Origin of the sequence: Mycobacterium montefiorense (assembly GCF_025823255.1) — a bacterium.
Lineage (GTDB): Bacteria > Actinomycetota > Actinomycetes > Mycobacteriales > Mycobacteriaceae > Mycobacterium > Mycobacterium montefiorense.
Genome location: NZ_JACKVL010000006.1, coordinates 455,705 through 480,266 on the forward strand (window position 1 = coordinate 455,705; position 24,562 = coordinate 480,266).

Below are 24,562 nucleotides of genomic sequence, written 5' to 3' on the forward strand. Positions count from 1 at the left end.
CGATCATCCAACGAAAAGATGGCGGACAATTGAACGGTTATCGCATGCCGGCAGAATCGGCGCCGCAGGATCGGGTCTGGATGGCGTTCCCTTGCGAAGGTTATTCATTGGGGAACAACAGACAGGCAAGACACGAGGCGCGCGCAACATGGGCGGCGGTGGCACATGCGGTTGCCGAGTTCGAACCGGTGACGGTAGTCATTGATCCGGGCGAGCGCGCGGTGGCCAGGCACTACCTTTCGGCAGATCTCAGCATCGTCGAGGCGCCGCTGGACGATGCCTGGATGCGTGACATCGGTCCGACGTTCGTGCATGCTGACGACGGATCCGTGGTCGCAGTCGACTGGTCGTTCAACGGCTGGGGCGCTCAGGACTGGGCTCGATGGGACCGCGACGCGAACATCGGCCGATTCGTGGCAGGGCTTGCCGGCACTCCGACCGTCGCTTCGCCCCTGGTCAACGAGGGTGGCGGCATTCAAGTCGATGGCGAGGGCACCGTCCTGGTCACTGAGACCGTGCAGCGTGACCCGCGCCGCAACCCAGGCATGACGCGTGCGGACGTAGAAGCCGAGCTAGCCGGCGCGATCGGGGCAACCCACGCGGTCTGGCTGCCCCGGGGGCTGACTCGGGACGCTGAACGTTTCGGCACCCGTGGGCACGTCGACATCGTCGCCGCTATCACCTCGCCGGGCCGACTCTTGCTGCACACCCAGCGCGACGCTGCACATCCGGATTATCTTGTCTGCCAAGAGATTCGTGCTGTGCTGGAGGCCAGCCACGACGCCGCGGGGAGATCGTGGGAAATCACTGAGATGCCCGCCCCCGCAACTCTCACCGACGCTGAGGGATTCGTCGACTACAGCTATATCAACCACCTGGTGGTCAACGGCGGGGTCATTGCCTGCAGCTTTGGCGACGTTGCGGACGCCTCCGCGATGGCCGTCCTGGCGGAGCAATACCCTGGCCGGAAAGTGGTGCCAGTGGACGCACGGCCATTATTCGAACGAGGTGGCGGGATTCACTGCATCACCCAGCACCAGCCATCGGCCCAGCAAACCTGACTGGGCCTCGTAGTCCTGCTGGATCACAGCGCAACCCATCGAACCTATGTTCGCGTAGTGCGACCGCCCACCGGCCGAAGCGCTCTCGTTGACACCGCTGAAATGCAAGTGGTGCAAGTGGTTTCAGCGTACGCATGCCGTGTTTCGGCTGCTGGGAAACAATGGAACGACGCCGAGCGGTCGACGGGAGGTGATAGGCGCCATGGCGGTCTTACTGACGGCTTGCAGCGGGTTCCTTTTCGCTGTCCTGTGGATGGATTTGATTTTCGACGTCCAGGTTTTCGGGCACCGATCCTCCGGCGACGAATTGCCCGAACCGGTGCTGGCTTCCATCGCGGGCTACTACCACCGCGCGACCACGACGTCGCGACCGATGAGCCGCCTGATAGCCCTGGTTATGTTGATTTTATTGGGAGCGTTAGGTTTTCAGGCAACCCTGGGACGAGACCCGGCCTGGCTGCTGGTGTTGTCGGCCGGGCTTGGCGGTATCCCGGCGATGCTGGCATTGACGCAGACGGTTCCCGACGCGGTTCGGCTCGGCTATCGCAGCGATAGCGTGCCCGAACAAAGCCGTCTGGCGCGGTCGGTCTGCCGCGATCACCTGGTCTGTGTCGGGTGCATGTTCGCGTTCCTGGTGCTGTGGGTGGCCCGCACGCTGACTCTGTGACAGGTGGCAGCGACACGTCGTAGTTGCAGGGCGTTAGTCAGGGGCCGCTGGCCACGTCATGGGCGCGCGTACTAAACTAGAACACGTTCCAATTCGGCCAGCATCCCAGGAGTTGTAATGCACACCCCTATTTGCGACGAACTCGGCATCGAGTTCCCGATCTTCGCCTTCACGCACTGTCGCGATGTCGTGGTGGCGGTCAGCAAGGCCGGGGGGTTCGGCGTGTTCGGAGCGGTCGGCTTCACGCCTGAGCAGCTCGAGATCGAGCTCAACTGGATTGACGAGAACATCGGCGACCACCCGTATGGCGTCGACATCGTCATCCCAAACAAGTACGAGGGCATGGACTCGAACCAGTCCGCCGAAGAGCTTGCCGAGACGCTGCGCAAGATGGTTCCGCAGGAGTACCTGGACTTTGGAAAGAAGATCCTCGCCGATCATGGCGTGCCGGTCGAGGACAGCGACGGCGACACTCTGCAGTTGCTCGGGTGGACCGAGGCGACAGCCACGCCCCAGGTCGAGATGGCGCTCAAGCACCCGAAGGTGAAGATGATCGCCAACGCGCTCGGCACTCCGCCGGCGGACATGATCAAACACATCCACGACGCCGGACTCAAGGTTGCCGCGCTGTGTGGCTCCCCCTCGCAGGCACGCAAACACGCCGACGCGGGCGTCGACATCATCATCGCCCAGGGTGGCGAGGCCGGCGGACACTGCGGCGAGGTGGGCTCAGTGGTGCTGTGGCTGCAGGTCGTCAAGGAGGTGGCTCCGGTCCCCGTCCTTGGTGCGGGTGGCATCGGTAGTGGCCAGCAGATCGCCGCGGCGCTGGCGCTGGGCTGCCAGGGCGCGTGGACCGGCTCGCAGTGGCTGATGGTTGAGGAATCCTCGAACACCCCGGTTCAACAGGCCGCGTACGTGAAGGCCGGTAGCCGCGACACCGTGCGTAGCCGTTCGTTCACCGGCAAGCCGGCACGCATGCTGCGCAACGACTGGACCGAGGCGTGGGAGAACCCGGACAACCCGAAGCCTCTCGGTATGCCGTTGCAGTACATGGTTTCCGGCATGGCCGTGCGGGCGACGAACAGGTACCCCAACGAATCCGTCGACGTGGCGTTCAACCCGGTCGGTCAGGTTGTCGGGCAATTCAACAAGGTGGAGAAGACGTCGACCGTGATCGAACGCTGGGTGCAGGAGTACCTGGAGGCGACGAACCGGCTCGACGAACTCAACGAGGCTGCCGTCGTCTAACGGTGGCTAGTCCTCGTCTACGTCGTACTTACCGCCGGAGAAGACTTCCTTGGCTTTCTCGACGGCGTGAGTCGCGATATCGATCGAATTCTCGACGATGCCGCTGACCCCGCCCTTGAGGTCGCCTCGGATGATATCGCCGGCGTTTTCGACGATGTCTGAAGCCTTTTCGACTGCGTTGGTCGCGATGTCCTTGACCGCGTCCACGGCGTCTTTGGGGTTGACCGCCACCGGAGTCTCCTATCGTTGCGGACTTGAAAAGAACTCGGTACGACTCTAGAGGGTCAGTAATCGACCAGGGTGCGCCAGTAGTCCTCGGGGATTTCGGCGCCGGAACGCAACACCTGCGCCAACCCCACAGCCATCGCGATGCCGAGCAGACCCAGCCACAGGCCCGCCAATCCGATAACCGCCCACAGCACGGCGGTGACGCTGGGCCACGGCGATAGCACCGCGAGCACCGGAGCGAAGAAGAACCCGGTCCCGATGTACCAGGCAGAGCCGGCGCGGTCGAACGTCAGCACGAAGCGCAGCCATCGTGGAATCGGGCTTTGGGCCGGCCGGCGTTCGCGCATGGTCGTTATCCGGCAGGCGGGAAGAACCCTGCGCCGGTGAACCAACCTTCCTGCCACCCTTGAGCTCCCAGGCAGAGCATTGGAAGTCCGCGGTCCGACTGTGCCGCGGTCTGCGGGCCGGGGCACTTCGCGCCGGCTTGCTGGACTCCAAACAGCGGATACGAGGTCACCCAGTACCCGGTGGTCGCCGCGGGGAACTGGTTAGGCGGCGGGAAATGACACGCTTCGGCCTGACCGCTGGGGCCGCGTCCGAAGATGAAGCTTTCGTAGTTATCGCACGGCGCACCCAACGAAGCCTGATAGTTCATCCCTGGCACGTCGCCCTCGTAACCGGCTGCTGCAGACGGTGCCACTGCGACGGCACTAGCCGTGATCGCAGCGACGCCGATTAGTTCGCGAATCATTCGCTACACCCCTTCGCGTGAGCGTCACCTGGTCCGTCGGTGTGGCGGTGACCTGGACCAAAGCATATCGATTGCGCCGCGCGCCACAAGGCCGTTCGTGCGCCGTCTTCGCCGGCCCACCGCCGCCGGTGTCCTGCCCCGGGCCGCCCGGTGCTTGGACGACCCCGCCAAGACTCACGAAGTCGCTGACGGCGATGCCCGGAACTCAGCACCGGTGAACATGTTGCAATTTGGTCGGTCGAAGTTGTGTCAATGCTTCCCAACAGTGGTGCTGCAGTGGTTTATTTGGCACAAGACACACGACTAGAAGACTTCGTATCGAGGAGTGGGCCAATGACGACCACCAAGCCGATCCCCAACCTCCCTCCGGGGTTCGATTTCACCGATCCAGACATTCACGCCAAGCGACTGCCAGTGGAAGAACTGGCTGAGCTGCGACGTACCGAGCCGATCTGGTGGAACGAACAGCCCGATGGTTCCGGCGGGTTCGACGACGGTGGCTTTTGGGTGGTGTCCAAGCACAAGGACGTCAAAGAGGTTTCGATACGCAGCGACGTGTTCTCCAGCCTGGAGAACACCGCCCTGCCTCGCTACCGCGAGGGCACGGTCCGCGAGCAGCGCGAGACGGGCAAGTTCGTGTTGCTCAACATGGACGCCCCTCAGCACACTCACCTCCGCAAGATCATCTCGCGCGGCTTCACTCCCCGCGCCGTCGAGCGGTTGCGCGACGACCTCAACGAGCGCGCCCGGCAGATCGTCGCGACGGCTGCCGCCGAAGGCTCCGGCGATTTCGTCGAGCAGGTGTCGTGTGAGCTTCCGCTGCAGGCCATCGCCGGGCTGATGGGGGTGCCCCAAGAGGAACGTATGAAGCTATTCCATTGGTCCAACCAGATGGTGGGTGACCAGGATCCCGAGTTCGCCCGCAACGATGCGATGGGCGCTTCGGTGGAACTGATCACCTACGCGATGCAGATGGCGGCAGACCGGGCGCAGAACCCGGGCGACGACATCGTTACCAAGCTGGTTCAGGCCGACGTTGACGGCCACAAGCTGTCCGACGACGAGTTCGGCTTCTTCGTGATCCTGTTGGCCGTGGCCGGAAATGAAACGACCCGCAACTCCATCACCCAGGGCATGATGGCGTTCACCGATTTCCCGGATCAATGGGAGCTGTACAAACGGGAGCGCCCGGCCACCACCGCCGACGAGATCGTCCGCTGGGCTACCCCGGTGACGTCGTTCCAGCGCACCGCGCTCGAGGACTACGAGCTGTCCGGGGTGCAGATCAAGAAGGGGCAGCGGGTGGTGATGGTGTACCGCTCAGCGAACTTCGACGAGGAGGTCTTCGACGACCCGTTCACCTTCAACATCCTGCGTAACCCCAACCCGCACGTGGGATTTGGCGGTACCGGTGCCCATTACTGCATCGGGGCCAACTTGGCGCGCATGACGATCGACTTGATGTTCAACGCGATTGCCGACGCGATGCCCGATCTGGAATCGGTTGGCCAACCCGAACGACTGCGGTCGGGTTGGCTCAATGGAATCAAACATTGGCGGGTCGACTACCACACCAATGGGGATGGAAAGTGCCCCGTCGCGCATTAAGGCACTGATTCGACCGGGGGTACTCCGATGCCCACGCATCAAGCTGTCGAAATGCGTTTCCCCGGTGAGTCTTTGGATCTGGCAGAGATTTTAGCCAGGCAACCGGGCCGTGACAGGACGCACTACCGCACCGTGTTGACCAGGTGAATACAGTCGGTCTGTGACTGACTTGTGGACAATGAACGCTGCCGACGGCGAACTGCTTCTTCGTACCGGCGTCAAGGGCCGGGCCGCGCGGATGGGCCACCGCCTCACGATCGCGATGACACGCTGGCAGGCAACGGTGCGATGGGCTGATGCCAATCCCGTTGCGGCCGAACTCGTAATCGAGGCGGGCTCGTTCGAGGTGATCAGCAGTCAGGGCGGCGTCAAGGGGCTCTCGGGTCCCGAGAAGGCCTTGGTGCGTTCCAACGCGCTCAGCTCACTGGACGCCAGCCACTTCCCCGAAATCTGCTTCGCCGCCGCCGTCATCGAAGAGACCGAAAAGGGCTACCGGCTGACCGGTACGCTGGCGATCCGCGGCATCCAGCGCGACCACGTAATCGATTTGCACACAGAGGATCTCGGAGACTCATGGAGAATGTCCGCCGGATCCACAGTTCGTCAGTCCGCTTACCGCATCAAGCCGTACTCGCTGCTGATGGGCTCGGTGCAGGTCGCCGACGACGTCGCGTTGTCTTTCACCGCGCTGCACGCCAAGGACTATTGAGTCCCACTGGCGGTACCGGCTGCCGAGTGTATCCTCGGCAGGAGATTCATTAATTCAGCTAAGTATCTATTGTTTTGCCTCGTCGAAAGGGGTCGGAATGCCTCGTACGGACAACGATTCGTGGGATCTGGCGACCAGTGTCGGAGCGACCGCCACCATGGTGGCAGCTGCTCGGGCGGTCGCTACGAAGGCCGATAAGCCGCTGATCAACGATCCCTTCGCCGAACCGCTGGTGCGAGCTGTCGGAATCGAATTCCTCGCACGCTGGGCCAATGGCGAAATCGATGCGGCCGATATCGACGTTGCCGACGAGGCATGGGGTTTGCAGCGGATGGCCGACCTGATGGGTGTCCGCACGCCGTACTTCGATGCGTTCTTCCGCGATGCGATGGACGCGGGCATCCGCCAGGCCGTGATCCTGGCGTCCGGACTGGATGCACGGGCCTATCGGTTGTCTTGGCCGGCCGGTGCCACGGTTTTCGAGATCGACCAGCCCGAAGTGTTGCAGTTCAAGAACTCCACGCTTGCCGATCTGGATGTGCAACCGGCGACGGCGTTGAGGGTAGTGCCGATCGATCTGCGAGACGATTGGCCAACGGCATTGCGCGAAAAGGGCTTTGACGCCACCCAGCCCAGTGCGTGGATCGCCGAAGGGCTGTTGGCATTCTTGCCACCCGATGCCCAGGATCGCTTGTTGGACAACATCACCGATCTCGCCACGCCCGGAAGTCGTTTGGCTGCTGAGATTTTCGGCAGCCGGCCGGATGAAAACGGTGATCAGGCGCCGGACATGGTTGCTGTCGCCGGCGAGCGCTGGCGTGAGTACGGGTTCGACGTGGTACTCGCCGACTTGCGCTATGACGTTGAGCGCAGCGATGTTGGCGCATATCTGGAAAGCCACGGCTGGCAGACGGAAGTTAGGACGCTGAATCAATTGTTCGCGGACAACGGTCTAGCCGAAATGCCTTCGGTCGCAGGCGATCCTGCCGCAGACGCCTACTACTGCACTGCGATTCGGCAGCCCTAGGCGCCCGGCACGGACCTAGGGCTGGGTCGGCTCGGCCGGCGTGGTCGGATCGCCGGTGTCGCCCGGTATGTGTTCGAGCACCCGCGTCAAATACGGTTGCGGGCCATTCGGGTCGGGCTGCTGCTCGGCGAGAGTGCCTTGCTCGTCCGGTGCCCCGGGTCTCGAAACCGGTTCAGCCTGGCCCGGCGCCAGTGTCGCGGCTGCCGGTGGTGCGACCGGGTGCTTCGCGGCCTCGGCAACTTCTGGTGTCGGCGCGTGCACCGAATGCTTCGCCGATGCGTGCCCTGCGTCGGGAGCGAGCTGGATACCCACGGCAACTGCTAGCGAAGAGACGAAGGTGACCGCGCCGGCGGCCAATGCGGTCACGGCCCCCGCGTAGGACAAGTGTCCGGGTCGCCGTGGCGGCGCGGCGGGCGCGGGTTCGCTGGTATGCGCGACGAGTTGCTCGTCGGTGAACTCGGTGCTTCGAGCCGCACCCAGCGCCGCGCCGCGTGCGACTGTCACCTGCGCCATGGTCTGCGCGAAGACCGGGACCGGCAGGGCCTTTTCGAGCTGCCAGGAGAATCCATCGATGTCGCTGTCAGCGCCGACCACAACCACGCCTCCCGGGCGCCATCCGCTGCGTTCGAACATTCCGGTCAGCCAGGATCGCAGCCCGTCGAAGCCGCCGCTGACGTGTTTGATGGCTGTTTGAGTCTCGCCGTCGTGGGTGTCGACCATGACGACGGTCGCCCGCTCGTGTTCGAGAAGGCAGACCGCGGTCTGCTCGTACCCGATGACCGGAGCGATAGCCCGCGCCAGGGTCTCGACGGCCTCCAGCAACCGAACCGGCACCACGTTGTCGAAGCCGGCGTCGGTCAGCGCCTCTAGCAGCAGTGCGGCTTGCGCGGCCGCATCGTCGTTCCACGTCACCCCGTTGACGCGCAAATGGTGATCGCTCGCGTTGGCCTGCGCGTCTACCCGCAAGACCTCTTGTGCCACCTGTTCTGCGGTACTCACAGCGGGCACGCCGTGATCGGCGTGCAGCGCCGATTCCTGGTGATCCAGGATGGTGCCGTCTGCGCCGTGCCCCTCAGCGAGGACCCACCCGAAGGTGGTCGGCGTCAGTGATAGCCCTAGTACCGTGTCCAAAGTTTGCACCTCAATCGTCCCGGACTCCGAGGCCCTGCCTAACCATCACCGCACCATAAAGTCCGCTGGTGCGGTGATTCGAGAGGGCCGGAACGGACCGGGTTTGCGTTCGGTCTCCATCGGCTTGCTTCGAGAGAGCCTACGCGGTCGTGGCGGGTTCGGCTGCACCGATATCAGTTCCCGGGAAATCCCACGCGCAGGCCCAGCTGACGGCGGAATCGAACTAATTATCGAACGCGTCAGCCGCATCGGCGCCGCCTCGCGGGCGGTGGTCCGCCGCCGTACCAACTGTCAATGCAGCTAACCGTTGGGCCGATTGGCGGTCGCCGTAGGCGTGTCGAAATCGGCAGCTGATCTTGATTAGACAACATTTGTAGCCTTTGTTGTCGCACACCACTCCCCTGGCGCCTTGGTTTTGGCGTTGCGTCCTCTACCTGGTGGTTTGCCAAGCGATGGCGCCAAATTAGGCCGCGGAAGCGGGCTCCGGCTTTGGCGATCAGCTATCGGTCTCGGTGAATTTTTTGCAGTTCCCGATACAAAACCGAGATGACAACGCGTCCCAATCGACATTTGACCTATTCGCACGGTAAATTCTGCGAGGGCACCACGCGACTACAGACGACCGACAAGGGGCGCAGGTATGACAGACGTGAGCGAGAAGATCCGGGCCTGGGGGCGCCGGCTTTTAGTCGGTGCGGCAGTGGCTGTCACCCTGCCGGGCCTGATCAGTCTTGCCGGCGGAGCGGCCACCGCGGGAGCTTTCTCCCGCCCAGGCTTGCCCGTTGAATATTTGCAGGTGCCGTCCGCCGGGATGGGCCGCGATATCAAGATCCAATTCCAGAGCGGCGGCGAAGGCTCGCCTGCCGTGTACCTGCTCGACGGATTGCGGGCCCAGGACGACTACAACGGCTGGGACATCAACACTCCCGCCTTTGAGTGGTACTACAAGTCCGGCCTGTCGGTCGTCATGCCGGTCGGTGGACAGTCCAGCTTCTACACCGACTGGTACCGCCCCGCGTGCGGGAAGTCTGGCTGCTCGACCTACAAGTGGGAGACGTTCCTGACCAGCGAGCTGCCGGGATACCTGTCGTCGCAGAAGGGCGTCAAGGCGAACGGCAGTGCCGCGATCGGGATCTCAATGGCGGGTGCATCGGCAATGAATCTGGCGATCTACCACCCGGCACAGTTCGTCTACGCCGGTTCGCTGTCCGGCTACCTGAGTCCGTCCACTGGCCAGGGCTGGATAGGCCTGGCGATGGGCGATGCCGGCGGCTACAAGAAGGAAGACATGTGGGGGCCCGATAACGACCCCGCGTGGCAACGCAACGACCCCTTGGTCAACGTCGGCCAACTCGTCGCCAACAACACCCGGCTCTGGGTGTATTGCGGTAATGGGACGCCGAACGAACTGGGCGGTGCCAATTTGCCGGCCACGTTCCTCGAGAGCAATTTCATGATCGGCGTCAACAAGAAGTTCCAAGACGCCTACAACGCCGCGGGCGGCCACAACGCCGTGTTCAACTTCCCGCCTTACGGAACCCACAGCTGGGAGTACTGGGGTGCTCAGCTCAATGCGATGAAGGGTGACCTGCAGAGCAGCTTGGGTGCTTCCCCCGGAGGCGGCGGATAATCGGCCTGTGCCGCAAGGGATTTCGCTACTGCGCTTGACGGAAATCGTCAGGCGCAGTAGCGCGTCAAGGGCCCTTTTGGCCATGGTGCTAACGCTGTCGGCCGCCACTTTGCTGCCAACATCGGCACGAGCCGACACCAGCGCATTGACCGAGCTGGTCGATGCCGCCGCGCACCGGCTGCAAATTGCCGAGCCGGTCGCCGCATTCAAATGGAATTCGCACGGCGCCATCGAGGACCCGGGCCGCGTTCAAGAAGAACTCGCGAAGTTGACTGCCGATGCCGCCGGTGAACACATCGACCCGTCCTATGTCACCCGGGTGTTCGGTGACCAGATCAACGCCACCGAAGCGATCGAGTACACCCGCTTCGCGGGGTGGAAGCTCAATCCGTCGAATGCGCCTGCTGGTTCGCCCGACCTGTCGGCGTCACGGTCGGAGATCGACGGCCTCAACCAGACGATGATGAGTCAGATAGTCGCCCACTGGGACCTTCTGCACGCGCCGGCGTGTGGCTCGCAGCTCGACGCCGCGCGGGCTGTCGTTATAAGAATTCGGCAGCTCGACACCCTCTACCAGCAGGCCTTATCGCTGGCGACGCAGGCTTATTGCGCTTAACTATCGGCTGCACGGGTGCCGTAAATAGCTTGTGACGTGCCGATTTCATTGCCATAGAAATGCCATAAACTTCTTATCTCGCGAACCAATCGAATCGGTAACGCTTTCTACACACATGCCGAATTGCTTGACATGAGAAACTTGGGGAAGCCTCTCGTCAAGTACGCGATTATGGGCGGGTTCATTGCAGCGACCCTAGGCCCGGCGACCGCCGAGGCTGGCGCGGCGCCGACTCCCAACTGGGACGCGATCGCGGAGTGTGAATCCGGCGGCAACTGGCACGCCAACACCGGAAACGGAGTCTACGGCGGACTGCAATTCAAGCCGGCCACCTGGGCCCGATACGGCGGTGTCGGCAACCCTGCCGCGGCATCCCGCGAGCAACAAATCGCGGTTGCCAACCGGCTTTTCGCTGACCAGGGTGTGGAGCCCTGGCCCAAGTGCGGTGCTCAGTCCGGCCTCCCGATCGGGTGGTACTCGCACCCTGCGCAGGGCATCAAGGAGCTCATCAACGGGCTGATCCAGGCCGCCATGCCGCACTGATGATCAAATCGGGCGCGGCCTAGGTTCACGGCCGAGCATGTGTTTGGATCGGGCGATGGAAGGTTCGGCAACCGTACATATGGCGGCACCTGCGGACACGATTTGGAACGTGATTTCTGACGTCCGCAACACCGGAAAGTTCTCACCGGAGGTCTTTGAAGCCGAGTGGCTGGGTGATGCGACCGGCCCGGCCCTGGGCGCCAAATTCCGCGGCCACGTGAAGAGAAACGAGATCGGGCCGGTTTATTGGACGACCTGCGAAGTCACCGCATGCGAACCCGGCCGTGAATTCGGATTCGCGGTCTGTCTCAACGACAGACCGGTCAACAACTGGCACTACCGGTTGGCTCCATCGGGCGCCGGCACGGACGTGACTGAGTCATTTCGGCTCAGCCCGGCGCCGTGGCTCGGCGTCTACTGGTTGTTTGGCGGCTTTCTGCGCAAGCGCCGGAACGTCCGTGATATGACCAAGACGCTGAACCGCATCAAAGATGTGGTTGAGGCGGGCTGACAGGGAAGGGTGGTATGCCAGGCGTCGTCAAATCGGTCTTCATCACTGGTGCGGGCAGTGGCATGGGCCGAGAAGGGGTCAGGCTTTTCCACGCCAACGGCTGGCGGGTGGCAGCGGTGGACCGTAACGCTGACGGTCTGGCGGCTCTGGTCGGCGAGCTTGGCGACGAGCGCCTGTGGACTCGCGCCGTCGACGTGACGGTCAAGGCGGATCTGGACGGCGCCTTGGCCGACTTTTGCGCCGACAATGCCGGCGGCGGCCTGGACATGATGTGGAACAACGCCGGGGTCGGCGAATCCGGCTGGTTCGAGGACGTGCCCTACGAGGCCACCATGCGGGTCGTCGAGGTCAATTACAAAGCCGTGCTGACCGGGGCCTACGGCGCGCTGCCCTACCTCAAGAGAGCCCCCGGCAGCCTGATGTTCTCGACGTCATCGTCGTCGGCGACCTATGGCATGCCGCGCATCGCGGTCTACTCGTCGACCAAGCACGCGGTCAAAGGGCTGACCGAGGCGCTTAGCGTTGAATGGGAGCGCCACGGGGTTCGCGTCGCCGACGTATTGCCGGGTCTGATCGACACCGCCATTCTGACCACGACGCCCAACCACTCCGCTGATGGTGGCGCGCCGATGACCGCAGCCGAGCTGCGCGCCACCGCGCCTAAGAAGGGCATGCTGCGGCTGATGCCGGCGGCCAGCATGGCCGAAGCCGCATGGCAGGCTTACCACAGCCCGAAGCGGTTGCATTGGTACGTGCCGAAGAGCATTCGCATGATCGACCTGCTGAAAGGCCTGAGCCCGGAGTTTGTCCGCGGCCGCATCGCCAAATCGCTGCCCGGGTTGATGCCGAAGCGGCAGTAAAGGAGCCGAAGTGATGCAGTACAGGTTGGTCGCGGTCGGGTTTGCCCTTGTCGCCGGTGTCGCCGGCTGTGCCGAGCCCCAGACGACGCCGCGTGCTGCCGCGCACCTGACCATCGACGGCACCAGTCACGCGGCACGTCCGGCCGCGTGCAGCCAGTTGCAGTCCTACCGGACCATCGACATCCGCGACCGTGACGGCCAGGTGGAAGCGGTGGTGTTGTTCAGCGCATCTCGGGTCATCCCCCAGTGGGTGAAGATCCGCAACATTAACGGGTTCACCGGAAGCTTCTGGCAAGGCGGGGTGGGCGAAGCGCACGCCGACGCAACCAACAGTGCGTACACGATCTCCGGCAGCGCCTACGGCATCAACAACAGCAATCCCAACAAGGTCATCACCACGGACTTCAAGATCACCGCGGACTGCTGAAATTGACCGGTTAGCGACGGGGATTCCGGGCCGCCCCCGGCATACGCTTCTGCGATACACCCGCCTGGCCGAGGGAGGCGCAGTGAAGGAGCGATTGCACTGGCTTGCGATGCACGGGTTCATTCGGGGCGTCGCGACGATCGGGCTCCGGCGCGGTGACATGCAGGCCAGGCTGATCGCCGACCCGACGGTGCCCGCCGACCCGATCGCATTCTGCGACGAACTGCATGCGCTGGGCCCAATGGTGCGAGGCCGCGTCGGCTATTTGGCCGTCGACCATGCAGTGATCCATGGTCTGCTGCGCTCCGACGACTTCCGGGTGGTGGTGCTGGGATCGAATCTGCCGGGGCCGGTGCGATGGCTGGAGCGCCGGGCGCGCGATGATCTGCTGCATCCGTTGCGCGAGCCCTCGCTGCTGGCGACCGAGCCGCCGGATCACACGCGCTACCGCAAGACGGTGTCGGCCGTGTTCACGTCGCGGGCAGTCGCCGCGTTGCGTGATCGGGTGGAGGAAACCGCGGCCAACCTCCTCGACGAGTTGGCCGATGAGTCCGGTGTCGTGGATATCGTCGGACGGTATTGCTCGCTGCTTCCGGTCGCCATCATCAGCGATATCTTGGGTGTGCCCGAGCACGACCGGCCGCGCGTCCTGCAGTTCGGCGAATTGGCAGCTCCGAGTCTGGACATCGGATTGCCGTGGCGCCAATACCGCATGGTGCAACAAGGGATCGCCGGATTCAACGCATGGCTCGTCGGTCACCTGCAGCAATTGCGCCGCTCGCCCGGTGACGATTTGATGAGTCAGCTGATTCAGACAGCCGAAAGTGGCGTGGACGAAACACATCTCAACGAAGCCGAACTCACCGCGATTGCCGCCTTGGTGTTGGCCGCAGGGTTCGAAACCACGGTAAACCTGTTGGGCAACGGGATTCGTATGTTGCTCGACGCGCCCGAGCATCTCGACACGTTGCGCGAACGTCCCGAGTTGTGGCCCAACGCTGTTGAAGAGATCCTGCGGTTGGACTCGCCGGTGCAACTCACGGTGCGCAAGGCCCTCAACGACGTCGAGCTGGCCGGCAGGCAGGTCAGCAGCGGAGACATGGTGCTGCTCTACCTGGCCGCCGCCAACCGGGACCCGTCGGTGTTCCCCGACCCGCATCGCTTCGACATCGAACGCCCCAATGCGGGTAGGCATCTCGCGTTTTCCGGGGGCCGCCACTTCTGCCTGGGCGCCGCGCTTGCCCGTGCTGAGGGCGAGGTGGGGTTGCGGGCCTTCTTCGATCGCTTCCCCGAGGTGCGTCCGGCCGGTGCCGGGACCAGGCGCGCCACCCGAGTGCTGCGGGGTTGGTCGAGCCTGCCGGTAGCGCTGGGGCGGGCGCGAGCGATGGCACCGCTAGACGCCTAGGTGCCGATCATTGCTGGGCCAGGTAGCGGCTCAGCCAGTCCAACAGGCGCTGCCAGGCGTCAGTCGCGGCCACGGCGTTGTAGCGAGGGCCGGTGTCGTTGAAGAAGGCATGGTCGGCGTCGGGTTCGATCACCAGGTCGTTGACCAGCCCATACTGGTCGAGAGCAGCCTTAGCTATTGCGCGAGAACCGGTGACCCTGGTGTCCAGGGCGCCGTAGATACCAAGCACTGCTGCTTTGGCTCCGGTGAAGTTGGGATTGGGTGGCAACGGCCCGTAGAACGCAACGGCAGCCGAGACTCCCGGAGCGCCGGCGGCCAGCAGTTGCCACACCAGTCCCCCGCCGAAGCAAAAACCCACCACCCCAACCTTTTGCGCCGGCGCGCGGAGCTTCAATTCGGCGACGCCGGAGTTTATGTCGTGGGTGAACTGCTTCGGCGCGATAGAGCTGAGCGCCGCGGTGGCCTCCGCCGGATCCCGGAACGCAGCGGTTCCGCCGTTGGCGGAGAGCAGGTCTATGGCGAGCGCCGAATACCCGGCCCCGGCCAGCCGGCCGGCGACCGATCGCACCCAGTCGGTGAGTCCCTTGTTCTCGTGGATGACCAGCACGGCGCCCTTGGGATCTGCCGCCTGCGCCCACGCCCCTTGCAGTTGCCCCGTCGACTCACTCCACGAGATCGACGATGGGGTTAGCGCGTTCGCCATACCGGGCGGTTGCATTGGGCCAGTTGATGTTTCGGGGGCCGACGTGGCTTTGGAAGTTTCGGACTGTTCGTGCGGCACGGAGCACGCCGCGAGCAGTGCGGCCGCGGCTGCGCCACTCAGGCCTAGCAGCGATAGCCGCCGCATGGCCTCGCGTCTGGTCAGCAAGCCGTCGACGTGGTCGGTGGCGATCTCGTCGGCGATGTAACGCTGCAGCGGGTTCACCTTGGCGAGTATCCGCCTGCGCCGCGGCGGTTGACACCCGTGCAGCGATCGAGTTTATTTGCCGCTATGACAGACGTTTCTATGATCGCGGTCGAGGAGGTCGTACTAGGGCTGTGGCGGGCGCTTTCACGCCGGGACTGGGATGCAGTCCAGTCGTTCCTCGCCGAAGACTGCCTCTACGTCGACATGCCGGTGCCCGCGTTGGCGGCGCGTGGTCCGGAAGACACCGTGAAGCGACTCAAGATGGGGCTCGAGCCGCTCGCGGGCTACCAGAACCACGACGGTGTGCTGTTATCGAATGGCGCCGATGTGATGTACGAGCACTCCGAAACCTGGACCTTCACCTCGGGTGAACGAGGCGTGCTCAGATTCGTCACGGTACATAAAGTCGTGGACGGCAAGATCACGGTCTGGAAAGACTACTGGGACATGAACAGCCTGGTCAGCTTCGCGCCCCCGAACCACTTCGAGGCGCTGGCAACTGCCGACACATCATGGATTTTCGATGCTACGGGTCTGATCTAGGCCCGATTTCGTTCACTTACGGCTGCGACTAATGGCAATAGTTACCCGTGGGTATCATCTAGCGCGGTCCAGCAGATCTCGGTTATGATCTGCACCGGCCGAATCGGGTCTGAATGCGGTGGTGGGCGCAGTCATGCCAGCTATTTGTTATTTGGAGTCGGGAGCGGCCATTTTTCGTGCCTCCTGATGCCACGCCCGTGGCTTGTCTTGAGCCGGGCGCCTACCTGGACGAACGGAGTGCGAATGTCGCGCGTAACCACCAAATTCAGTGTCGCTGTGGTCCTCGGCTTCACCGCTGTGACGGCGTCAGGATGTTCGCCGATCCTGTCGCTCTTCTCGTTTTAATGCCTTGACGCGTGGGGCAAATTTCGGCGCTTCGGGTCTGATCTGAGACGTCGTTTCTTCGCTGGTTGGCGTGCCCGGTGGTTGGGGCCGTCAACGGTTGGCGAAAGCTCGAAAAGCGGGCTGAGCCCATGTGCGCGGCGGGTGGCGCTGGTCTATCTGTGACAGTGATTCACTCCCGCCGCGAGAGCCTCGGGTTCTGTGCGGTATTCGTGTAAATGCAGCAGTGGGCGTCTTGATGTCGCCTATTTGTTGTCCGGAGTCATAATCAGCATTTTTTGCGCCTGCTGACGCCCGTCCCAGTGTGGCTCGAGCTGGGTAATTACTGAACGAATGGAGTGTAAATGCTGCGTATTATCAGCAAAGTAAGTGTTTTTTTGATACTCGGCCTGACGGCAGTGACAGCGTCAGGATGCTAGCCGATGTTTCTGATGTGAGTTTTCTGAATCTGTGACAAACAGATTGTCTGGCATGGTATTTCGAACGCGGTCCGGCCGCGCGGCGGGCAGCAGGCGTCGTCCATGTTTGGGTAACGCGCACCGCCGTGAGTACCACCTGGCAAATCAACATGACCAGATTATTTGTCGGTAAAACTGGCGTATGAAGCAGATCTCGGGTTAGTATCTGGACCGACCGAATCGGGTCTGAATGCGGTGGTGGGCGCCTTCATGCCGACTATTTGTTGTTCGGAGTCGGGAGCGGTCTTTCTTGTGCCTCCTGACGCCATGGACCTGGTTCCAAATTGAGTCGGGCGCAATCGGGACGAATGGAGTGCGTTATGTCGGGCATCACCAGCAAGATCACCGTCGCTGTAATCCTCGGAGTTACCGCGTTGTCGGCGACGGGATGTACGCCGGTCTTCTCGCTCATCACCGTATCTATGTAAGCCCGGGCGACTTGTCGCACTGTGTGCCAGGCGCCCGGGGGTAGCCGCCAGTTGAGTGGGTTGCCCCTTCGGAGCCCCTGACCACGACCTGATGCCCTCGGGTAGGCATCATGTTGGTTCGCCACAGGGTGGGAGTTCACCGACGCCCCCTGCAATGCGGCGGGCTGTTTGTCGTTCGCCCGGGCCAGCGAGTACTTCGCGGCCCGGGCATCGACGGATTTCGCGTGCTGGCGAGAGAGCGGTCGGCGGCGCACTATGCACTGCTCTAGTCTCGGGTGTAGCCATACACCGATGAGCGTCGCCGGTTCGGCGAATCCCGAGCCATTCCTTGCCGGACATACGGGATCATGAACAGGGCGTGCCTCTGCGACGCCTCAATCACATAGTGACGGGGAGGATGAGGCGATGCCGCGCTTCGAAACTGAAATGGACGTCTGTCCCCACTGTCGCCGGGCAGCCGAGGCCACAGTCGAGTACATCCGCGACGACGACGGCAATGTGGTCCGGAGGGTGGTGCGCGACATCAGCTGCCAATACACCGACTGCCCAGGTAGCGAAGTACCCCCGCATTGGGGCTAGCCAACATGCGTATCGTGACGCCGGTGGGTCACCGCTCGCGCCGCGTACCGCCAAGCATCTCGGGTTGATTGGCCGTGCACCGGACGTGGAATCGGCAGTCGCGGACACAAGACGGGGCGCCTGACGCGTCAGATTTGTCGTCATTTATCGCGCGTCCGATTCGCATCCCCTTGTGCGACAACTGATCTTGATTTTGGGGCTATCGGAAGTCGCTGCGGGCCAACAATTTACGTTGCGACATACCGGGTCTATGACGAACCGGCCAGAACCGTACTGGTTGAATGGAAAGTCGAAAAAACTTTCGGGAGTTTTCGCGAAAACCCTCGTGATCATGGACTTTGGCATCGTATTGTTCGTGTGTCTCGGGCAACAGAACGGCTCTCTGGCAACAGAATGTCCTTTAGACGAACGGGGGCTTTTTCATGTCACGTCTTAGTAGCAAGATCGCCGTCGCCGTGATCCTCGGCTTCACCGCGCTGACGGCATCGGGGTGCACGGTGCCGCTCACCTTCGACCCAGGCACCTCAGGCTTAACCTTTTCGCTCTAGGAAGGCAGGCAGCAGACGTGGGGTGAGTCCGCGATAATCCCAGTGAGAGCAGGGATTATCGCGGATCTCCTCGCTATGGCCCGGTCACCGGGTGCGTCTGGATCGGGGATGCCTATCACGGACCGGCTGCACTGCGGGCGGGGGCCTTATCCTTCAAGCTGCCGAAATCCATTGTGCTGCATGGATGATTTGGCGCGACTCCGCCGCGCTATCGCCCGCGCGGCTTTTCCGTCAACTTCCGTGACTTAAAAAGGTCTCTGCGGCCGGAAAATTTATGTTGCTGCGGTGCAACAGCTTTCGGATGCACCGCAGCTGACGCCGCGCCTCCGGACGTACCCAATGAGGGTGCGCCCGGAGCGACGCGATCAGCTTGCTTGCGACCGAGGTAACCGGCCGGTCGCCATTAGGGCGAGCAGGTGAATGGGGAGCAATCGATGGTGAGAGGGACTGTGCACCCCGACGCTGTGACAGCGGTAAAGGAAAGCATTAAGGCGACAATGATCTTGCTCGTACGACGTGACATGGCAGTTTCCCCCGTTCGTCTTGAACGATCTGTTGCCCGATATATGGACTTGTGAACTCCGAGTACCCCGAGAACGTTGAGTCTACGCCGTTAAGCCCGCTTAACCAAAGGGTGTTTCGTTGTGAGGATGATTCTCCCCGGTGACACGTCGACCCCCAATGGAGCTGGGGTTCCCAGTACGTCAACGAGTTTCGTGCCGTGGCTGCATTCGGTTCGGTGCGCGAAAGGCAGCGCAAAACACGAAACGCTATTGCTATGAAGCCAACTCGTGCAAAACACAAAGCCGGACCGGATCACGCTTGCCCTTGACCTTCACCCAGCCGTGCCTGCTGACCCGCGCGGTCGTACCGAGCGCGGTGGAGGTGCTGGGGCCGACCACCACCTGACCGGGCTTGGCCAAGTTCTGTAGGCGCGCGGCCAGATTCATGGTGTCCCCGATCGCGGTGAAGCTACGCATCTGTTCGGCACCGATGTTGCCCACCAGCGCCGGCCCAGTGTTAATCCCGACCCGAAACCGCGGCCAGTCCACGTGCCCGCACGCCGCCTGCTCCACCACGGTGTGCAGCGCAAGCGCGGCGCCGGCGGCCCGCAACGCGTGATCGGCCTGGCGCGCCGGAGCGCCCCAGATCGCCATCACCGCGTCGCCGACGAACTGCAGAACGGTTCCGCCCGCCTCGAGGATGACCGGGACGACCGCGCCGTAATAGGTATTCAGCATGGTGACCACCTGATCGGGGGAAGTGGCTTCGGCGAACGGGGTGAAGCCATGCAAGTCGGCCATCAACACCGTCACTTCGGCAATCGCACCACCCAGGCCAGCCTGATCTGGGTCGGCAAGCAGTGCAGTCGCGACGGCGGGCGACATGTAGCTACGGAACAAGCCGTCCAGGTGGTGGTAAAGCCGGGCGTTCTCCAAAGCGATCGAGGATTGCATAGCGAACGAGCGCAGCAGCGCGACGTCGGCGTCGGCGAAGGCGCCGGATCGGTACGCCTCGATTACACCGGCGACCTGCCCCTTGACCATCAAAGGCAGCTCGAGAGCACCGTCCTCGGTTGCTCCGTCGGAAAAGCTGAGCTTGCCGTCGCGCAGGATGCCCAGCCGAAATCGGTCGTCGGGAAAGGCGTCTGCGATGGCCGCCATGACCCGACTGAGCAACGCGTCCTCGTCCTGGATGACGCTGGACTCTTGGCCCAGGGCGATCAGCGCACCCAGCTTGCGCACGCGTTCGCGCTCGGTGCCGAGCGCCTCCGCACCGCGCTTGAGCACGGCGACCTGTTGCTCGGACAGTTCGAATCGGTCGGCAAGCCGTGCGGCAACGGCGCCCGGCGCCACCTGATCGCCTCGCTCGCGGCGCTGCAGCACGTCGACCATCTCTTCGAGCGCCACGGAGTAATCGCGGCGCAGATCCGCGATGGTCTGCTGGGTGGCCAGTGAATCGAACACCCCTCGGACCGTGCCCTCCTTACGGAATTGGACCCGCGCGCTGTAGGCGATGAAGCAGAAGGCCATCGTCATGAGCAGGTGCCACAGCCACCACGAGGCGTGCCAGCTCATTCCGAGCGCCAACGCCACTGAGGCCTCCGCCAGCAGCACGAAGGCGGTGAGCACCGACATGGCGACCACCGCGGGGCGCCGCCGGTAGATGGGAAAGTAGGCAAGAGCCGCCGCCCCGAACAGCACGCCGCCGGCCAGCGCCCCGACCTGCTCCATGCTTTCCAACAGCGCCTGATTCGGCAGCCGGTCCAGCATGCCGCACAGGATCAGCACCGCGCAGACCCCCATCAGGACCCAAACGAGCACCGACAAGCGTCGGCGCAATGACCACAGGCAGGCATTTCTTGCCGGCGTGAAGGTAATCGAAGAAGTCAGCGCGATCACACCGGCCAGCACCAGCCCCATTCGCGTCGGCAACATGAACTCCGCGTCGGAGGTATCCATCAGCACCCCGGGCGTAAATAGTGCGTGTACCCCGAAAAATCCTGCGGTCGTGGTAAATACCAGGGACACCAACCAGAGACGGGCGTCGTCCCGTGCCCGCGCTTCGCGGCCAATCAACGCGCCCAGCACCACACAGACCAAGGCCGTCGACAGGACCAACACGAAATGCGCCACCCGGTTGTCCCATTCCAGGTCGACTTTGGGTATGTCGAGCAACAGCCACAACGCGACCATCGGAAGAGCCATGTGCGTAAGCCAATTCGCGGTCCGTACCCGAGATCCCGGGCGGGGGGTGGCGCTACTCACCCGTGGCCGGCGATGCCAGCCAACCCGCCGGCTCATGGCCCGCATCGAAGCAACAACCCCCTAGGTGAATCCCCATCACCAGCCCGCCCTGCATGCTGGTTCGATTCCAGCAAACGGCCGGGGGCAATGGGAAATTCCTTGTTACCGGAGATGGCGTTGACAACGCGCGATGTCGCCGAGACGAATCCTGTTCGAGCTGACTAAGACTCGGTGAATTGCTGCTGGGACTTGAGGGTGTGTGACCCGGATTGCGCCGCTTTCACACGGCTATGTGGTGCAGCAAGATTGGTCCGGGCGATCGCTTTGAGGCCCGAACGTGTCGGAATCGGCAACAACGGTGTAAATCTCCCACTTCTCACCGCCGGGTCCAGTCACCCACACCTTGTCCTGGGTGGCGAAGCAGCAGGTGGTCCCGATTTCCTCTTCGGTGAACATGCCCTCCGTCGCGAGCCGATTAATCTCGCGGTGCACCCGCGCGCTGGATTCGACCTCCACACCGAGATGGTTCAAGGTGCCGCCGTGCCCGCGGTTTTCCAGCAGTACGAGTTTGAGTGGGGGTTCGGCAATCGCGAAATTGGCGTACCCGGGTTTGACCTTCGCGGGCTGGGCGCCAAAGAGCTTGGAGTAGAACTTGATTGCCTCGTCGAGGTCGTCGACATTGAGGGCGAGTTGCAGGCGGGACATATCGAATCTCCAAACTAGGGGCCGGCGACGCCCAGGACCGACGAAAGCTGCTGCAGGGCAGCCGGAATCGCCCAGTAGTACACCCAGGTGCCGCGGCGTTCGCAGTCCAACAGCCCTGCCGAGCGCAGCAACTTGAGGTGGTGAGAAATCGTCGGCTGGGACACGTCGAAGGTTGCCGAGATCTCACACACGCAGGCCTCACCGCCCGGGTGGCTGGCGATCAGGCTCAACAGCCGCAGTCGAACCGGGTCGCCTAGTGCCTTGAACATGGCCGCCAGGTCGACTGCCTGCGACGCGCCCAGGGCGGCCACGCCAAGCGCCGGACAACACCCCGACTGAATCGACATCTATCTATATAAACATCTATCGAATCAAGGCGCAATAGCCGTTGCCCGGTGTTGGGTCAGGTCTGGCCTCAGTGACCGGCGCCGTCGAGGCGATAGATGCGGGCGGCATTCTGGTGCCCAATGAGATCGGCCACCCGGGTCGCATCGGCCTCGCTCCAGTCGCCGGCATCGACAAAGCTTTGCAGTACTCGGTGAATCCCCCTGCGCCACAAAGCGGCACCCAAGTAGTGCAGTTCGGCCGGTCCGAAGCCGTCCGACGAGTACAGGATCTTTCGCAATGGCGCCATCTCGAGCAGCCGGGCGATGAATGCGGGTGCCCGGGCGCCCAGGTAGTTGATGCTTAATCCGCCGTCGAGATAGACGTTGTTGAACGCCTGCGCTAGATAGCCCGCCTCGCGCTCGTAGGGATAGCAGTGCAACAGCACGATCGGGGTGTCGCCGGATTGACGCAGGAAGTCGAGTAGAAACAGCGGGTTGGCTTTGTGTAGATCGCAGTCCCGGTCACCGAAGCCGACGTGAAACTGCAACGGCTTGCCCAACCGCAAGGCGTGGTGCAGCCCGAAACGCAGCAGCACTCGATCCTGCAACCGGGTCGCGCCTTGCTCCCGCCACCGGCTTGCGGCCTCGGCGACTTGCGACGTGGTCGGGTCGGTCAGGTCGCCGTCGAAACCGCCGCGGTAGGCGAGGATGGACTTGGTGCCGACAGCGCTGGCCGCACGGTCGTGCAGGATCTCTTCGAATGCCGACGCGTAATCGCGGGGCGCCTGCGCGGCCTGTTCGGCCACCTGCTCAAGACGAATGACTTCGTGCGCACGGTTTCCCGACAGTGCACTCAGCTTGGCGATATCTGTTGTGCCGGCGCCGATTCCGGTGTCCACCAGCCAGTCGCTGACTCCGGCGGCCGGCAGAAACAGGCGGGCCAGCTCGATTTCGGTGAATTTGCTGCGATGCTGCCAATAGGTCTGTGGAGCAACGTGTTTAGGCAAGTCCAGGATGGGCGCGCAGTGGGCACGCACCGCGAAGCCGAGCTGTGAGTCGAAACCCGAGTCCGAGAGTGGCTCGGTGTTGGCCTCGTTGAGGGCGTTCTCGAATCGTTGCCGATTGCCGGGCTCTAACCAGCATCCGTGGACGTGTTGATCGATCAACGCCACTTCACCGATGTGCTGCGCGAGCGCCGATGGGTCAGCCACCGCTACAGGCTCCACGCCATCCGGAATCTATCCGCCAGTTGCCCGGAGCTCAGGCCAGCATACTTTTCATGTTCCAGACGGCGGACTGCGACAACCATGTCAACCGCGGACTCCCCCAGGATACTTCGCAGCAACGTTGAATTATCCAGCGCGGCAATTATATCCGCCTGCGATCGGGCCAGGCTGGTGATACCGGCGCGCTCACGATCGGATTCGGACAGCCGTGCCGGGTCTACCGTTGTTTCCGGTGGTAATGCGGCGTCGCACCGGATTCCTTCCAGTGCCAGCCCTAGGATAGCCGCCGATGCGAGGTAAGGATTTGCCGACGGATCGACGATCTTCACTTCGACGTTTCCCCCGTATCTGCTGCCGTTGACGAATCGCACTGCGGCTTCCCGATTCTCGATGCCCCAGCAGGCATAAGCCCCCGCCCAATTGCCCGGCTGGATGCGTAAGCCGGACACGATCGATCCGCACAGCACACCTTGGGCCTCGGGCACTCCGCGAATCACCCCGGCTGCCGCGCTCTCCCCCGCCGGCGTCATGCCACCGGCGCCGGGGCCGCCCGAGAATAGCGGTCCTTGCGCCGTGGTCAGCGAGAAGTGCTGGTGTGCACCGGATCCGAGGCTGCCGGCGAATGGCACCGGCGACAGGCTGATACGCATCCCATGGCGTCGGGCGGCGCGGCCGATGATGATCCGGGTCAGCACCAACTGGTCGGCCGCGGCCACCGGCGACAGCGGCGACAGTGAGATCTCGAACTGGTTGGCCCCGTACTCAGGATGCAACTGCTCGATTCCCACGCCGGAGGTCGCTGCCGCGGCAATCACATCACGGACGAATGCCTCGTGCTCGAGCACGCCGGCGAGGCCGTACTGCGCCCACAGTGCGGACGGCAACCTGCCACCGTCGGGTTCGACCAGTACGAACTCGATCTCATGGCCGACGGCAGCCTCGATGCCGGCGGCACCGAGGGCGGCCTCGACCCGGTGCAGCGTTCCCCGGCTGCAGGTGGAAACCGGCGTGCCGTCCTGCTCGAAGAATCCGGCGGGCCCCCAAGCCAACCCGTCGCCGATGATTCGCAACGCCGATAAGTCGATGCGCACGCGTTGATCACCGATCACCCCGACGTTGTCGGTGAAGGCGATGCCGGTCTGGTCGATGGCGAACGCATGCCACGATGGGCTGGCACCGAGGCCGGGTTCGGCGAAGGTGCCGGTCCGGCGGATCGGCACGGTTTTGGCTTGCGTGAGCCCGGCGGGGTTCACGACGGTGCCGATGACGGTGTCGACGCCCTCGGCTTCCAGCTGGGCGACCGCCGCGGCCGCCAGCGGCAGGCCGGTCAT

At 63.2% G+C, this 24,562-nt stretch carries 26 protein-coding genes; 16 read left to right on the forward strand and 10 right to left on the reverse strand.

Features of this window, described 5'->3' with window-relative positions:
• The first annotated feature begins 44 nt into the window (after positions 1 to 44).
• The 3 genes from H7K34_RS04015 (at position 45) to H7K34_RS04025 (ending at position 2,976) form a co-directional block, all read left to right on the forward strand.
• The gene (locus tag H7K34_RS04015) at positions 45 to 1,061 is read left to right on the forward strand and encodes an agmatine deiminase family protein (protein ID WP_264060176.1); all 1,017 of its coding nucleotides are present in this window, start codon (positions 45 to 47) and stop codon (positions 1,059 to 1,061) included.
• Positions 1,062 to 1,263: 202 nt separating this feature from the next.
• On the forward strand, positions 1,264 to 1,728 hold the full coding sequence (locus H7K34_RS04020; protein WP_264060181.1) for a hypothetical protein: 465 nt from the start codon (positions 1,264 to 1,266) through the stop codon (positions 1,726 to 1,728).
• A gap of 117 nt (positions 1,729 to 1,845) precedes the next feature.
• Positions 1,846 to 2,976, forward strand: coding sequence for an NAD(P)H-dependent flavin oxidoreductase (locus H7K34_RS04025; protein WP_264060184.1), 1,131 nt, complete (start codon positions 1,846 to 1,848; stop codon positions 2,974 to 2,976).
• Positions 2,977 to 2,982: 6 nt separating this feature from the next.
• Here the strand turns inward: H7K34_RS04025 and H7K34_RS04030 are convergent, their stop codons facing one another.
• The 3 genes from H7K34_RS04030 to H7K34_RS04040 are packed head-to-tail and all read right to left on the reverse strand — an operon-like array spanning position 2,983 to position 3,955.
• Positions 2,983 to 3,207: an Rv1893 family protein gene (locus tag H7K34_RS04030; protein WP_264060186.1), complete on the reverse strand. Its 225-nt coding sequence runs from the start codon at positions 3,205 to 3,207 to the stop codon at positions 2,983 to 2,985.
• 53 nt (positions 3,208 to 3,260) lie between these two features.
• On the reverse strand, positions 3,261 to 3,551 hold the full coding sequence (locus tag H7K34_RS04035) for a hypothetical protein (RefSeq protein ID WP_264060187.1): 291 nt from the start codon (positions 3,549 to 3,551) through the stop codon (positions 3,261 to 3,263).
• 5 nt (positions 3,552 to 3,556) lie between these two features.
• Entirely contained in the window at positions 3,557 to 3,955 is a 399-nt protein-coding gene (locus H7K34_RS04040; RefSeq protein WP_264060190.1) for a hypothetical protein, read from the reverse strand.
• Between the two features lie 333 nt (positions 3,956 to 4,288).
• Between H7K34_RS04040 and H7K34_RS04045 the strand changes: the two genes are divergently transcribed.
• From H7K34_RS04045 to H7K34_RS04055, 3 genes are all read left to right on the forward strand, one after another.
• Positions 4,289 to 5,563, forward strand: coding sequence for a cytochrome P450 (locus H7K34_RS04045; RefSeq protein ID WP_264060191.1), 1,275 nt, complete (start codon positions 4,289 to 4,291; stop codon positions 5,561 to 5,563).
• A gap of 178 nt (positions 5,564 to 5,741) precedes the next feature.
• A complete protein-coding gene (locus tag H7K34_RS04050; protein ID WP_264060541.1) occupies positions 5,742 to 6,272 on the forward strand; it encodes a YceI family protein in 531 nt (176 codons plus the stop codon).
• A gap of 97 nt (positions 6,273 to 6,369) precedes the next feature.
• Positions 6,370 to 7,299 (forward strand): class I SAM-dependent methyltransferase, encoded by a 930-nt coding sequence (locus H7K34_RS04055; RefSeq protein WP_264060193.1) that lies wholly within the window; start codon positions 6,370 to 6,372, stop codon positions 7,297 to 7,299.
• Positions 7,300 to 7,314: 15 nt separating this feature from the next.
• Here H7K34_RS04055 and H7K34_RS04060 read toward each other — a convergent pair whose 3' ends face one another.
• Positions 7,315 to 8,430, reverse strand: a complete 1,116-nt coding sequence (locus tag H7K34_RS04060) for a DUF7159 family protein (RefSeq protein WP_264060194.1) — start codon at positions 8,428 to 8,430, stop codon at positions 7,315 to 7,317.
• 640 nt (positions 8,431 to 9,070) lie between these two features.
• Here H7K34_RS04060 and ag85B point away from each other — a divergent pair.
• The 7 genes from ag85B to H7K34_RS04095 all read left to right on the forward strand — a co-directional run bounded on the left by ag85B (position 9,071) and on the right by H7K34_RS04095 (position 14,422).
• Positions 9,071 to 10,060: a diacylglycerol acyltransferase/mycolyltransferase Ag85B gene (gene ag85B, locus H7K34_RS04065; RefSeq protein WP_264060196.1), complete on the forward strand. Its 990-nt coding sequence runs from the start codon at positions 9,071 to 9,073 to the stop codon at positions 10,058 to 10,060.
• A gap of 76 nt (positions 10,061 to 10,136) precedes the next feature.
• A complete protein-coding gene (locus tag H7K34_RS04070) occupies positions 10,137 to 10,676 on the forward strand; it encodes a chorismate mutase (RefSeq protein WP_264060197.1) in 540 nt (179 codons plus the stop codon).
• Between the two features lie 132 nt (positions 10,677 to 10,808).
• Positions 10,809 to 11,219: a resuscitation-promoting factor RpfC gene (rpfC, locus tag H7K34_RS04075; RefSeq protein WP_264060198.1), complete on the forward strand. Its 411-nt coding sequence runs from the start codon at positions 10,809 to 10,811 to the stop codon at positions 11,217 to 11,219.
• A 37-nt stretch (positions 11,220 to 11,256) separates the two neighbouring features.
• Positions 11,257 to 11,730, forward strand: a complete 474-nt coding sequence (locus H7K34_RS04080; RefSeq protein WP_165839836.1) for an SRPBCC family protein — start codon at positions 11,257 to 11,259, stop codon at positions 11,728 to 11,730.
• Between the two features lie 14 nt (positions 11,731 to 11,744).
• The gene (locus tag H7K34_RS04085) at positions 11,745 to 12,590 is read left to right on the forward strand and encodes an SDR family oxidoreductase (RefSeq protein ID WP_264060201.1); all 846 of its coding nucleotides are present in this window, start codon (positions 11,745 to 11,747) and stop codon (positions 12,588 to 12,590) included.
• Between the two features lie 13 nt (positions 12,591 to 12,603).
• Positions 12,604 to 13,017, forward strand: a complete 414-nt coding sequence (locus H7K34_RS04090; protein WP_264060203.1) for a lipoprotein LpqH — start codon at positions 12,604 to 12,606, stop codon at positions 13,015 to 13,017.
• 82 nt (positions 13,018 to 13,099) lie between these two features.
• Positions 13,100 to 14,422, forward strand: a complete 1,323-nt coding sequence (locus H7K34_RS04095; protein ID WP_264060204.1) for a cytochrome P450 — start codon at positions 13,100 to 13,102, stop codon at positions 14,420 to 14,422.
• 7 nt (positions 14,423 to 14,429) lie between these two features.
• Here the strand turns inward: H7K34_RS04095 and H7K34_RS04100 are convergent, their stop codons facing one another.
• Positions 14,430 to 15,347: a dienelactone hydrolase family protein gene (locus H7K34_RS04100; RefSeq protein WP_264060206.1), complete on the reverse strand. Its 918-nt coding sequence runs from the start codon at positions 15,345 to 15,347 to the stop codon at positions 14,430 to 14,432.
• 81 nt (positions 15,348 to 15,428) lie between these two features.
• On the opposite strand from H7K34_RS04100, the gene H7K34_RS04105 reads away from it, so the two are divergent.
• From H7K34_RS04105 to H7K34_RS04115, 3 genes are all read left to right on the forward strand, one after another.
• Positions 15,429 to 15,872, forward strand: a complete 444-nt coding sequence (locus tag H7K34_RS04105) for a limonene-1,2-epoxide hydrolase family protein (RefSeq protein ID WP_264060543.1) — start codon at positions 15,429 to 15,431, stop codon at positions 15,870 to 15,872.
• A gap of 1,633 nt (positions 15,873 to 17,505) precedes the next feature.
• Entirely contained in the window at positions 17,506 to 17,679 is a 174-nt protein-coding gene (locus H7K34_RS04110; RefSeq protein ID WP_264060207.1) for a 5'-phosphate oxidase, read from the forward strand.
• A gap of 422 nt (positions 17,680 to 18,101) precedes the next feature.
• The gene (locus H7K34_RS04115) at positions 18,102 to 18,227 is read left to right on the forward strand and encodes a hypothetical protein (protein ID WP_264060208.1); all 126 of its coding nucleotides are present in this window, start codon (positions 18,102 to 18,104) and stop codon (positions 18,225 to 18,227) included.
• Between the two features lie 776 nt (positions 18,228 to 19,003).
• Here H7K34_RS04115 and H7K34_RS04120 read toward each other — a convergent pair.
• From H7K34_RS04120 to H7K34_RS04140, 5 genes are all read right to left on the reverse strand, one after another.
• On the reverse strand, positions 19,004 to 20,935 hold the full coding sequence (locus H7K34_RS04120) for an adenylate/guanylate cyclase domain-containing protein (protein WP_264060209.1): 1,932 nt from the start codon (positions 20,933 to 20,935) through the stop codon (positions 19,004 to 19,006).
• Between the two features lie 327 nt (positions 20,936 to 21,262).
• Positions 21,263 to 21,679: an ArsI/CadI family heavy metal resistance metalloenzyme gene (locus tag H7K34_RS04125; RefSeq protein ID WP_264060210.1), complete on the reverse strand. Its 417-nt coding sequence runs from the start codon at positions 21,677 to 21,679 to the stop codon at positions 21,263 to 21,265.
• A gap of 14 nt (positions 21,680 to 21,693) precedes the next feature.
• Complete coding sequence (locus H7K34_RS04130; RefSeq protein WP_264060211.1) at positions 21,694 to 22,026, reverse strand: ArsR/SmtB family transcription factor; 333 nt, start codon at positions 22,024 to 22,026, stop codon at positions 21,694 to 21,696.
• A 68-nt stretch (positions 22,027 to 22,094) separates the two neighbouring features.
• Positions 22,095 to 23,216, reverse strand: coding sequence for an amidohydrolase family protein (locus H7K34_RS04135; protein ID WP_264060212.1), 1,122 nt, complete (start codon positions 23,214 to 23,216; stop codon positions 22,095 to 22,097).
• A 2-nt stretch (positions 23,217 to 23,218) separates the two neighbouring features.
• Entirely contained in the window at positions 23,219 to 24,562 is a 1,344-nt protein-coding gene (locus tag H7K34_RS04140) for a type I glutamate--ammonia ligase (RefSeq protein WP_264060215.1), read from the reverse strand.